Below are 12,294 nucleotides of genomic sequence, written 5' to 3' on the forward strand. Positions count from 1 at the left end.
TGACTGATCCGTGGAAAATCTCATTGCGCTGCTCATCGCGGCGCCACTGCTCGGAGCGGCGGTGCTGCTGTGCGGCGGGCGACGACTCGATCGCACCGGCCATCTGCTGGGCACCGCACTCTCCGGCACCTCGTTCCTCATCGGCGCGGCGCTGTTCATCGACATGCTCTCCAAGAGCGCCGACGAACGAGCACTGCACCAGAAGCTGTTCAACTGGATTGACGTCGGCGGCTTCCAGGCCGACATCGCCTTCCAGCTCGACCAGCTCTCGATGACCTTCGTTCTGCTGATCACCGGCGTGGGCACCCTGATCCACGTCTACTCCATCGGGTACATGGAGCACGACGAGCGGCGACGCCGCTTCTTCGGCTATCTGAACCTCTTCCTCGCGGCGATGCTGCTGCTGGTCCTCGCGGACAACTACCTGCTGCTGTACTTCGGCTGGGAGGGCGTCGGCCTCGCCTCGTACCTCCTGATCGGCTTCTGGCAGCACAAGCCGAGTGCGGCGACCGCGGCGAAGAAGGCGTTCCTCGTCAACCGTGTCGGTGACATCGGTCTGTCCATCGCGATCATGCTGATGTTCACCACCTTCGGGACCTTCGCCTTCGGGCCGGTCCTCGGGTCGGTCGGCGAGACCAGCGAGGGCATGCTGACGGCGATCGGTCTGATGCTGCTGCTGGCCGCCTGCGGCAAGTCGGCCCAGGTGCCGCTCCAGTCCTGGCTGGGGGACGCGATGGAGGGCCCGACCCCGGTCTCCGCCCTGATCCACGCGGCCACCATGGTCACCGCGGGCGTCTACCTCATCGTGCGGTCGGGGGCGATCTTCAACGCCGCGCCCGACGCACAGTTGGTCGTCGTCATCGTCGGTGCGGTCACGCTGATGTTCGGTGCGATCGTCGGTTGCGCCAAGGACGACATCAAGAAGGCGCTGGCCGGCTCGACGATGTCGCAGATCGGCTACATGATCCTGGCCGCCGGCCTCGGGCCCATCGGCTATGTCTTCGCGATCATGCACCTGGTGACGCACGGCTTCTTCAAGGCCGGCCTGTTCCTCGGCGCCGGTTCGGTCATGCACGGCATGAACGACGAGGTCGACATGCGCAAGTACGGTGGCCTGCGAAAGTACATGCCGGTCACCTTCGTCACCTTCGGACTGGGCTACCTCGCCATCATCGGCTTCCCGGGACTGTCCGGCTTCTTCTCCAAGGACATGATCATCGAGGCGGCCTTCGCCAAGGGCGGCACCGAGGGCTGGATCCTCGGCTCCATCACCCTGCTGGGCGCCGCGATCACCGCGTTCTACATGACGCGCGTGATGCTGATGACCTTCTTCGGTGAGAAGCGCTGGCAGCCGGACGCCGAAGGGCATCTGCCCCATCCGCACGAGTCCCCGAAGTCGATGACGATCCCCATGATCATCCTGGCCTTCGGCTCGGTCTTCGCGGGCGGCATCTTCGGTATCGGTGACCGCTTCCTCAACTGGCTCGAACCGGTCACCGGTTGGGACCACGGCCATGCGCCGATCAGCGCCACCACCGTCACCGGAGCGACCGTCGTCGCCCTGCTGATCGGTGTCTCGATCGCCTGGGTGATGTACGGGCGCAAGTCCCGGCCCATCCCGGTCGTCGCCCCCCGCGGCTCGGTGCTCACCCGCGCCGCACGCCGCGATCTGCTCCAGGACGACTTCAACCACGTGGTCCTGGTCCGCGGCGGCGAACACCTCACCCGCTCGCTCGTCTACGTCGACCACACCCTGGTCGACGGCGTGGTCAACGGCACGGCCGCCTCTGTCGGCGGGCTCTCGGGCCGACTGCGCAAGCTCCAAAACGGCTACGCCCGCACGTACGCCGTCTCGATGTTCGGAGGTACGGCGGTGCTGATCGCCGCGACCCTGCTGATGAGGGCGGTGTAACTGACATGTCCTTCCCGCTCCTCACGGCGACAGCGGCGCTTCCGGCAATCGGTGCGATCGCCACAGCCGCCGTTCCCGCCGCGCGCAGGACCACGGCCAAGTGGATGGCGCTCGGGTTCTCGCTCGCCACCTTCGTACTGGCCGCGCTGGTCGTCGTGCGGTTCGAGCCCGGTGGCGATCGCTACCAGCTCACCGAATCGCACTCCTGGATCGCGGACTTCGGCGTTCGCTACGAGCTCGGCGTGGACGGCATCGGAGTCGTCCTCATCGCGCTCACCGCGCTGCTGGTGCCCTTCGTGATCCTCGCCGGCTGGCACGACGCCGACCCGCTGGAGAACTCCAGCTCGCGTTGGCGTCCCACCCAGGGCTTCTTCGCCCTGATCCTGATGGTGGAAGCGATGGTGATCCTCTCTTTCGAGGCCACCGACGTCTTCCTCTTCTACATCCTCTTCGAAGCCATGCTGATCCCGATGTACTTCCTCATCGGAGGCTTCGGGGACCGGGCACACTCCGGCAGCGACGCGGCGGCGGCAACCCAACGCTCGTACGCGGCGGTCAAGTTCCTCCTCTACAACCTCGTCGGCGGACTGATCATGCTGGCGGCGGTCATCGGGCTCTACGTCGTCGCGGGGAGCTTCTCGCTCTCCGAGATCGCCGCGGCCCGGGCGAGCGGCGAACTCGACATGGCCACCAACACCGAGCGGCTGCTGTTCCTCGGCTTCTTCTTCGCCTTCGCGATCAAGGCGCCGCTGTGGCCGCTGCACACCTGGCTGCCCAACGCGATGGGGGAGGCGACCGCACCGGTCGCCGTCCTGATCACCGCGGTCGTGGACAAGGTCGGCACCTTCGCGATGCTGCGCTTCTGCCTCCAGCTCTTCCCGGAGGCATCGAAGTGGGCCACCCCGGTCATCATCGTCCTGGCGCTGATCAGCATCGTGTACGGGGCACTGCTCGCGGTCGGCCAGCGAGACATCAAACGCCTGGTCGCCTACGCCTCGATCTCGCACTTCGGCTTCATCATCCTGGGCATCTTCGCGATGACCTCCCAGGGGCAGTCGGGTGCGACGCTCTACATGGTCAACCACGGGATCTCGACGGCCGCCCTGATGCTGGTCGCCGGCTTCCTGATCACCCGTCGCGGCTCGCGGCTCATCGCGGACTACGGCGGAGTGCAGAAGGTCGCACCCGTGCTGGCGGGCACCTTCCTCATCGGCGGTCTGGCGACCCTGTCCCTGCCGGGACTGTCTCCGTTCGTCAGTGAGTTCCTGGTCCTCGTCGGCACCTTCGCCCGCTATCCGGTGGCGGGCATCATCGCCACCTCGGGCATCGTGCTCGCCGCGCTCTACATCCTCGTCCTCTACCAGCGGACGATGACCGGGCCGGTGAAGGCCGAGATCCAGGGGATGCCCGACCTCAGGGTCCGTGAGCTGGTCGTCGTCACCCCGCTGATCGCGCTGCTGCTGTTCTTCGGCGTCTTCCCGAAGCCGTTGACGGACATCGTCAACCCCGCGGTCGAGCACACCATGTCCGACGTGGAGAAGAAGGACCCCCGGCCCGAGGTGGAGGCAGCCAAGTGAGTGCTACAGGTGTCCACAGCCTGTGGACAACGGCGGCCGGTCCGATCGATCAGATCAAGGCCCCCGACATCGAGTACGCCCAACTCGCCCCTGCGCTGATCGTCGTGGGAGCGGCGATCGTGGGGCTGCTGATCGAGGCGTTCATGCCGCGCAAGGCGCGGTACCACGCCCAGGTCTTCCTCACCGTCCTGGCGATCGTGGCCTCCTTCGCGGCGGTCCTCGGACTCGCCGAGGCCGGCTACGGCACCACCAAGGTGCGGATCGCCGCCATGGGCGCCATCGCCATCGACGGACCGACGCTCTTCCTGCAAGGGACGATCCTGCTGGCTTCGTTGGTGGCGGTCTTCACCTTCGCCGAGCGCAAGCTCGACCCCGAGGTGAACGGCCACCAGATCGACGCCTTCGCCGCCCAGGGCGCGGCCGTGCCCGGCAGCGACAACGAGAAGTCCGCGGTCCGGGCCGGATTCACCATCACCGAGGTCTATCCGCTGACCCTCTTCGCCATCGCGGGTCTGCTGGTCTTCCCCGCGGCGAACGATCTGCTGACCCTCTTCATCGCCCTGGAAGTCTTCTCGCTCCCGCTCTACCTCCTGTGCGCACTGGCCCGCCGCAAGCGGCTGATGTCGCAAGAGGCGGCGGTGAAGTACTTCCTGCTGGGCGCGTTCTCCTCGGCGTTCCTGCTGTTCGGGATCGCCCTGGTCTACGGATACGCGGGCTCCGTCGGGTACGCCAAGATCGCCGATGTCGTCGACGGCAGCATCCGCACCATCGACCCGGTCCTCGCGGACACCATGGGCAATGACGCGCTGCTGCTCATCGGTAGCGCCATGATCCTGATGGGCCTGCTATTCAAGGTCGGCGCGGTGCCGTTCCACATGTGGACCCCGGACGTCTACCAGGGCGCACCCACACCCGTGACCGGCTTCATGGCCGCGGCCACCAAGGTGGCCGCGTTCGGTGCCCTGTTGCGACTGCTGTACGTGGTCCTGCCGGGCATGAGTTGGGACTGGCGCCCGGTGATGTGGGGCGTTGCGATCATCACCATGCTCGGTGGTGCGATCGTCGCCATCACCCAGACGGACATCAAGCGGCTGCTGGCCTACTCGTCGATCGCCCACGCCGGCTTCATCCTGGCCGGTGTGATCGCGTTGACGCCCGACGGCATCTCGTCGGTGCTGTTCTACCTGGGCGCGTACTCGTTCGTGACGATCGGTGCGTTCGCCGTGGTCACCCTGGTGCGCGACGCGGGCGGCGAGGCCACCCACCTCTCCAAGTGGGCCGGTCTCGGCAGGCGTTCGCCGCTGGTGGCCGCCGTGTTCGCGGTCTTCCTGCTGGCCTTCGCCGGGATTCCGCTGACCTCCGGTTTCTCCGGCAAGTTCGCGGTGTTCAAGGCTGCGGCCGAAGGAGGCGCCGGCGCGCTGGTCGTGGTCGGTGTGATCTCGTCCGCGATCGCCGCGTTCTTCTACATCCGGGTGATCGTGCTGATGTTCTTCAGCGAGCCGAAGGCGGACGGCCCCACCGTCGCCGTGCCGTCGGTGATGACGATGATGGCCATCGGCATGGGAGTGGTGGTGACGCTGGTCCTCGGCGTGGCCCCGCAGTACTTCCTGGACTTGGCGAGCAGCGCAGGAGTGTTCGTGCGCTGATCACCGCGTGAAATGCGCGTGGGCCCGACATCCGTGGGGGATGTCGGGCCCACGCGCGTCCGGTCTCAGGGCCGGGTGGCGTGTCTGCGCCGGGGTGCGATCTCGGTCAGATCCAGATCGACGACACATGTCCAGTTCGTCGGCGGTCCATCCACCGGGCGGAGGGGTCGGCCAGGTGGTCGTGGGTTCCGGGCCCCGGGTTCGACGCTCATCACTCCTCCCATGGGAGGAGTTTCACGGGACGGTCCAACCCAGCGGGCCGCCATAGGAACGGCCTCCCGCGAACGGGTGATGAGTGGGTCCGTCGTTGACGAGGTGGGGGCTCAGTCGTGGGTCGTCAGGGCGTTGGCGAAGCGGTTGCTCACCGATGCGACGATTCGCTGATCGGGGGCCCGCCAGCTCTCGAAACTGCCGTCGACGGCAGTTTCGACGAGCGCCCTGGCCCGCTCGTCCGGGAGGCCGTGATGGGACAGGAACCAGCTCAGCACCTGCTCGCAGTGGCCGTGCCAGCCGCTCTGAGCTGCGCTGCGCTCGGCGACCAGGGCGACCAACTCGCTGCACGCCCGCGCCCAGTGCCGGGCATCGGGCGCGGATCGTGCGGGCGGGGCCAGTGCGGCGAAGTGGTCGGCCAACTCCTCCAGCCAGTCGCGCCACTCCTGGAGGGCTTCCAGCACCAAGGCCGCGGTGTCGGCCGGGGTGCTGACCGAGTGGAGCGCGCAGCACCAGGAGCCCACCACACCCCCGTCGCGATCCCCTTCCCCCACGGTCCAGTTCCAGCCGGCCGCCCAGCTGCCGAAACGGTCCACCAGGAGATCAGTGACGGGGTCGATCGCATCCCAGACCGGTTTGCGGTCGACCCACCGTCTTCTGTGGAGGGCTTTGGCATCCGGCACCAGCGGAATGATCAAGGCCGCCAACTCGGCGGATTCGCGCTCCCCGAGGCGGTGGGAATGCCGTTGGGGATCGACGGCGGCCCAGGGCAGTTCCCGTATCCGCACCTTCTGCGATCCCTCGTTTCCCGCCATACCGCCAGCCTTCAGCAGCGCGGGGAGCGTTCCAACCGATTTTGCGCCGCGTAGATCTATGTAGAGGGCACGATTCGGCCAGTGACCTCGCCCAGTCCCACCCGTACGCCGTCGGGACCCGGTGCCCAGGCCGTCATGGTCACCACATCGCCGTCCTCCAGGAACGTCCGCTTCCCCTCCGGGAGTTCCAGTGGATCACGGCCGTTCCACGTCAGCTCCAGCAGGGAGCCCCGCTGGTGGACCTCGGGCCCGCTGACGGTTCCGGAGCCATAGAGGTCTCCCGTACGCAGAGAGGCGCCGTTGGCGGTCATCTGGGCGAGTTGCTGGGCCGCGGTCCAGTACATGGTCGCGAAGGGCGGCTCGGCGATCACATGGCCGTTGACGGCGACCGTGATCCGGATGTCGTAGCCGCCCTTGTCCTCCTCGTCCGCGTCATCGAGGTAGGGCAGCAGCGGGACATCACGCGCCGGTGGATCGGTGCGGGCCGCCTCCACCGCCTCCAACGGGGTCACCCACGCCGACACGGACGTGGCGAACGACTTGCCGAGGAAGGGGCCGAGCGGCACGTACTCCCACGCCTGGATGTCCCGCGCCGACCAGTCGTTGAGTAGAAAGAGCCCGAAGACATGGTCGGGGAAGTCGCCGAGCGGCACCGAACTGCCCTGCGCCGATGGCGTACCGACGACGAAGCCGACCTCGGCTTCGATGTCCAGCTTCACCGTGGGGCCGAAGACCGGCAGCGGATCGGTGGGGGCCTTGCGCTGCCCGTGGGGGCGTACGACCTCGGTCCCGGAGACGACCACCGTGCCCGACCTGCCGTGGTAACCGATCGGCAGATGCTTCCAGTTGGGGGTCAGCGCATCGCCGTCCGGGCGGAAGATCCGGCCGACGTTGGTGGCGTGGTGCTCGCTGGCGTAGAAGTCGACGTAGTCGCCGATCTCGTACGGCAGGTGCAGGGCCACCTCGTCCAGCGGATGCAACAGCGGCTCTATCGAGGGGCGGTGGGCCGGGACGGTCACCCACGCCGTCAGGGCCCTGCGCACATCGCGCCACGCCGTCCGGCCGGCCGCCAGCAGCGGGTTGAGGTTCGGCTGCGCCAGCAGGGCCGCGTACGGGGAGCCGAGGGCCTGTGCCGCCGCTCCCACGTCGAGCACATGGTTCCCAAGTCGCACCCCGAGCCGGCGCCGATCGGGTTCGGCGGCGCTCGTGAAGACGCCGTACGGGAGGTTGTGCGGGCCGAAGGGGTCGCCCTCGGCCAGGTCGAGCGGGCTCTGTTGGGTGGGTGCCATGGGGGCCTGCCTCGCTTTCCACGGTGTTGGGGACACGTTACGTGGACGTGTGCCCCGCATGGCAGAGCGTGATCCTCTGGCAGGTCAGGGCAGCTTTTGCTGCCAGGTCCTATGGAAGACGATCTCGGGTCCCGAGCGGCACACCACCTCGTCCCGGGTGACGAATCCGGATTCGTCCCGGGTGAGTGCCGAGTGCGTTTCGACGCTCACGTCCCAACAGACATCGGGGCGGTTCAGCCGGATCGTGCGGTGGGCGTCGACCCCGGGGCCCCGGGCCCTGTGGACGTCGAGGGCCTCGACGGTGACCTCCAGCCCGTCGGGGTGGCGGAACGTGCCGACGCTGTGCGGAACCGCTTCCAGTCGCGGCCCCGTCGTCTCGTCCTGGACCGTCCGTCGCCCCGGGCGCGGTGGATCGAGGGTCGCCGGGGAACTGATCCCGAGCGGCTCGGCCTGCTCGGGCGCGTCGAACGGCCACTGCTCGTCGTCGGACGGGTGTACGCGTACGGGAAGTTCGAGGCGGGAGCCCTCGGGGTGGAGGGTGCCGGGCGCATCCATCGGTGCGGGGCGGTGCCACGGCCAGTACGGGCAGGACAGCGCCAGCCGGATGCGATGCCCCGGGGCGAAGGCGTACCCGGTGCTGTCCAGCGGAAAGGTGGCTGCCCGCTCGGTGCTGCCGGGGGTTGCGGCCAGCGTCAGCACGCCGGACGTGACGAGGGTGGGCGACCCGTCGGGGGCGACGTCCCAGAGCCGCGCCACCACACGGGTACTGGCCGTTTGCGGTTGCAGCCGCAGGGTGACGCGGGGGTGTCCCAGAACCTCCACGGGCTCGGTGCCGGTGGGGAAGTCCCAGCAGATCGCCTGCGTGTCGTCGGCGAGCGGATCGGCCGCATCCGGCGAGGGCAGACCCGAGCGGGGCACATCGGGTACGAGGGTCACGGGCAGACCGTGCAGGGGGTACGCCGTCCGGGTGAGGTCGACGGGCGGCCAGTGGGTCTCGGCGGCCCAGTGCGCCCGGTGGCCGCCGATCCAGCAGCGCAGCAGGGGCTCACCCGGCGTCCCGACGTCGGCGTCGGGCGTCCGAAGGTGTCGGTCGAACCAGCGGAGGGTCTCCTGGAGGAAGCCGATCGCCGGTCCGGGGAGGCCGTGGTCGGGGTAGTGGGCGGCGGACCAGGGCCCGATCAGCCCGCGGACGCGAGCGGGGGGCGCCGCGGGTGCCACCCGGGCGAGGACGTCGTCATGGCCCGGTGCGCGCCAGCCGCTGACGACGAGGACCGGCGGGGGCCGTCCGCCTCCGGGGAGCTGTGCGTCGGGCGGCGGTGGCCCGTCGGGGGAGCGCGGGGTGAGGGCGTCCAGCCGGTTCAGCCACAGCGCACGCCAGGAGGCGTCGGTGTGGTGGGGGTCCGGGGGCAGACACAGGGCCGCGAGGAGATCGGCGGATCGGGAGAGGGTCACATCTGCGGGGGCGGCGACGGGAACGGCAATCGGAACGGCTTCGGAGACGGCTGGGGACGGGTTCATGGGGGAGCGGGCATGGCCGGGGCGGGCGGGTGCGGCGTCCACGGGCGCCTGCTGCGGGGCGCAGACCGCCACGACCGCGCCGAGCGGCCCCGGAGCCAGGGCCGCCAGCCGAAGTACCCAACCCGCGCCGGCGCCGAGCCCGAAGGCACCGATCCGGCCGTTGCACCAGGGCTGCGCCGCCAGCCAGGCGATCACGGCCAGACCGTCGGGCAGCGCGGCCGATGGGTCCGGGACGCCCTGGCTGCTGCCGTGTCCCCGGGCGTCGACCCGGACCGAGGCGTAGCCCTGCCCCGCGTACCAGGGGTGACGTTGGGCGTCACGGGCAGCCGTTGAGTCGCCGAGCCGGTCGGGCGCGTACTCCAGGAGTGCGGGGACAGGCTCAGGAGTGAGGGGCCGCCAGACGCGTGCGTACAGCATGGTGCTCTCGTGGGTTCCACTGGCGGCCAGCGGGATCCACAGGTCCTCGTGGCTGGTTTCATAGGGGAATCGACGGCGATGGCGCATGGCGGGCCTCGGTGCGCTGGGCGGCGCGGGTGCAGCCCGTTCGCCGTCCGGTCGGGTCCGGTCTCCGGTCCTGCCCTGGTCCGGTCGCCGTCCTTCGCCGATCACACCGAGCGAGCCCATCCCTGGTCGTATGTTCTGATCACGAACATACCGTCGGCGGCGGGAAGGCGCTCATGGTGATCGAAACGCGACCGGATACGCTGACTTGAGTGAATCCAGCGACAGATCGACAATCCGTGTGATTATCAGCAGACAGGAGACTCCCTCGTGACCGTCGTCGGGCCGTTCGGGCTGAGCGTGCGGGACCAGGCTCTTGAGGCCGATGTCCAGACGGGACTGTCAGCCGTTGAGGCGGGTCTGCTCGATGCCACCAAGAGCGAGGTGCCCTTCATCACGGATGCGGCACAGCATCTCGTGCGGGCCGGAGGCAAGCGCTTCAGGCCACTGCTGGTGATGTTGGCGGCACAGTTCGGCGATCCGTACGCCCCTGGCGTGGTGCCATCCGCGGTGGTCGTGGAGCTCACCCACCTGGCGACGCTGTACCACGACGACGTGATGGACGAGGCCGAGGTGCGGCGCGGTGTCGCCAGCGCCAACGCCCGCTGGGGCAATTCGGTGGCCGTCCTCACGGGTGACTTCCTGTTCGCCCGGGCCTCCCACATCCTCGCCGATCTCGGTCCGGAGGCCGTGCGCATCCAGGCCGAGGCGTTCGAGCGGCTGGTCACCGGCCAGATCCTGGAGACCGCGGGCCCGCGCGACGGCAGGGACCCGGTGGAGCACTATCTCGATGTGATCGGCGGCAAGACCGGCTCGCTGATCGCCGTGTCGGGCCGGTTCGGCGCGATGATGTCGGGGGCCGACGAGCGGGTGGTGGACATCCTCACCCAGTACGGCGAGCGACTCGGGGTCGCCTTCCAACTCGCCGACGACGTACTGGACATCGCCAGCGACTCCCATGAGTCGGGCAAGACACCCGGTACGGATCTGCGCGAGGGCATCCCCACGCTGCCGGTACTCCATCTGAGGGCGCGGGCGCAGGCCCAGGGCCTGCCGGAGGACCTGGAGTTGGTTGAACTTCTCGACGGCGATCTGACGGACGAGACGCGGCACGGCGAGGCCCTGCGGCGGCTGCGCCTCCACCCGGCGCTGGAGCAGGCGCGTCGGGACACCGTGCGCTATGCGCAGGAGGCGCGGGCCGTGCTCGCGCCGCTGCCCGAGTGCTATGCGAAGTCGGCCCTGGAAGAGCTGTGCGACGCGGTGGTGCACCGCGCCGGATAGGCGGTGCACGGTGCGTACCGGTCGTTGGCGGGCCATCGCGTCGTGCTCAGTGTGCTCGTTGGGCTTGTCGTGCTCACCGGGCGCGTCGTGCTCGGCAGGTTCGGCGAGTTCGGCAGGTTCGGCGGGGTGAAACCGGCGGGCGAGGCGGGTCGGACGCATCGGCGCTGCCCCCGTGAGCTGGACCGCAGCAGCCCGCTTGACCCGGATGCAAGGCCGTACGGAGTGTGACCCGGGTCATGGCCGTGGATTGTGTCGGTGGATTGAGTCCGACCCGAGATCTGAACCGTACTGGTGCGTAGAAGCCAACGCACGGGGCGTCAGGCTCAGTAGGGGGAGATCTACTGATGAAGTGCACCAAGAACCTCGTGATCGGTACCACGGCCGTGATGGCGGCGGCCGGATTAGGGCTCTCGGTCCTGCCCGCGTTCGCGGCCGACGGCGTACAGCCCACGGGCGGTGCCACCCACGCGGGGCACGGGGACACCGATGTGCGGCCCGCGCGCGGTGGGAGCACCGCCGAGGAGAGCGACTCCCGGGGCGCGGCCCTGTTCGTGGCCAGCCTGAACGGTGCGAACGAGGTCCCCGTACCGTCCGGGCCCGCCGTCGGTGACCGCGACGGTGTGGCGCTGCAACTGGTGAAGGTGCACGGGATGCGGGTTTCCGTCGCGGTGAAGTTCCGCGGCACGGACAAGCCGACCGCGCTCCACATCCACCGGGGAGCCAGGGGCACCAACGGTGCACTGAAGATCGACTTCACCCCTCTGCTGGCCCGCAGCGCCCCACCCGTCAAGGGATGGGAGGGCGCGGTGACCGGGACCGTCACGGTGAAGGACAAGGCCCTCCTCGATGCGTTTCGCACCAACCCCAACGACCACTACGCCAACCTTCACACCGCCCGGTTCCCCGGTGGGGCCGTCCGCGCCCAGTTCCACAAGGTGACCACGGCGTTCCCCTTCGACAAGGCGCTGGTGAACCTCCAGGCGTCCGTCATCAGGGGACGCCAGATCTACCGGTGCCAGCAGACCGCGGACGGTACGCACGCGTACGGGCAGTACGACGTCCGCGCCGTGCTCCGGGGGCCGATCGCCCATGCGTTCGTCGCGCCCGGCACGGGCACGCCCCGGTGGACCGCACCCGATCGCAGCGCGGTCACCGGCACCCTGATCAGCCGAACGCCCCACGGTGAGGGCAACATCCCAGAACTCGACCTCAGGGCCACGCAGTATGGCGCGAAGAAGGGGCTGCTCGCCCGCACCCAGGAGATCCTGCGGTTGAACACGGTGGGCGGGGTCGCCCCGGCGGGGACCTGCCTCAAGGGTGCGGTCATCACCGTCCCGTACGGCGCCGACTATGTCTTCATCCAGAGGTAGTCGACCCATCCGGCGCTGACCGCGCATCCTCCTGGAGTGCCCTCACAGCCGGCGAAAGAGCCGCCCGGAACGGCCGCCCGGCGCCTTCCCCTACTGGATGGGGGAGGCGCCGGGCCCGTTCGTCATCCCTCAGCAGTAGGACGACTTGCACCCGGGGACTGACGCCTTAGGTGCC

General features: G+C 69.0%; 8 protein-coding genes. 5 read left to right on the top strand and 3 right to left on the bottom strand.

Features of this window, described 5'->3' with window-relative positions:
* Positions 1-10 precede the first annotated feature (10 nt).
* The 3 genes from nuoL to nuoN are packed head-to-tail and all read left to right on the top strand — an operon-like array spanning position 11 to position 5,135.
* Entirely contained in the window at positions 11-1,912 is a 1,902-nt protein-coding gene (gene nuoL / locus OID54_RS22200) for an NADH-quinone oxidoreductase subunit L (protein ID WP_329022032.1), read from the top strand.
* A 5-nt stretch (positions 1,913-1,917) separates the two neighbouring features.
* Positions 1,918-3,489, top strand: coding sequence for an NADH-quinone oxidoreductase subunit M (locus OID54_RS22205; protein WP_329022034.1), 1,572 nt, complete (start codon positions 1,918-1,920; stop codon positions 3,487-3,489).
* Positions 3,486-5,135, top strand: coding sequence for an NADH-quinone oxidoreductase subunit NuoN (gene nuoN / locus OID54_RS22210; RefSeq protein WP_329022036.1), 1,650 nt, complete (start codon positions 3,486-3,488; stop codon positions 5,133-5,135). Before OID54_RS22205 ends, nuoN begins: the two co-directional genes overlap by 4 nt.
* Positions 5,136-5,458: 323 nt before the next feature.
* Here the strand turns inward: nuoN and OID54_RS22215 are convergent, their stop codons facing one another.
* The 3 genes from OID54_RS22215 to OID54_RS22225 form a co-directional block, all read right to left on the bottom strand.
* A complete protein-coding gene (locus OID54_RS22215) occupies positions 5,459-6,160 on the bottom strand; it encodes a hypothetical protein (protein ID WP_329022038.1) in 702 nt (233 codons plus the stop codon).
* Positions 6,161-6,216: 56 nt separating this feature from the next.
* A complete protein-coding gene (gene fahA / locus OID54_RS22220) occupies positions 6,217-7,449 on the bottom strand; it encodes a fumarylacetoacetase (protein ID WP_329022040.1) in 1,233 nt (410 codons plus the stop codon).
* Positions 7,450-7,533: 84 nt separating this feature from the next.
* A complete protein-coding gene (locus OID54_RS22225) occupies positions 7,534-9,471 on the bottom strand; it encodes a CocE/NonD family hydrolase (protein WP_329022043.1) in 1,938 nt (645 codons plus the stop codon).
* A gap of 267 nt (positions 9,472-9,738) precedes the next feature.
* Between OID54_RS22225 and OID54_RS22230 the strand changes: the two genes are divergently transcribed.
* Together OID54_RS22230 and OID54_RS22235 are read left to right on the top strand one after the other, a co-directional pair.
* Positions 9,739-10,749: a polyprenyl synthetase family protein gene (locus tag OID54_RS22230; RefSeq protein ID WP_329022044.1), complete on the top strand. Its 1,011-nt coding sequence runs from the start codon at positions 9,739-9,741 to the stop codon at positions 10,747-10,749.
* A 344-nt stretch (positions 10,750-11,093) separates the two neighbouring features.
* On the top strand, positions 11,094-12,119 hold the full coding sequence (locus OID54_RS22235; protein WP_329022045.1) for a CHRD domain-containing protein: 1,026 nt from the start codon (positions 11,094-11,096) through the stop codon (positions 12,117-12,119).
* The last annotated feature ends 175 nt before the right edge of the window (positions 12,120-12,294 follow it).

Origin of the sequence: Streptomyces sp. NBC_00690 (assembly GCF_036226685.1) — a bacterium.
GTDB lineage: Bacteria > Actinomycetota > Actinomycetes > Streptomycetales > Streptomycetaceae > Streptomyces.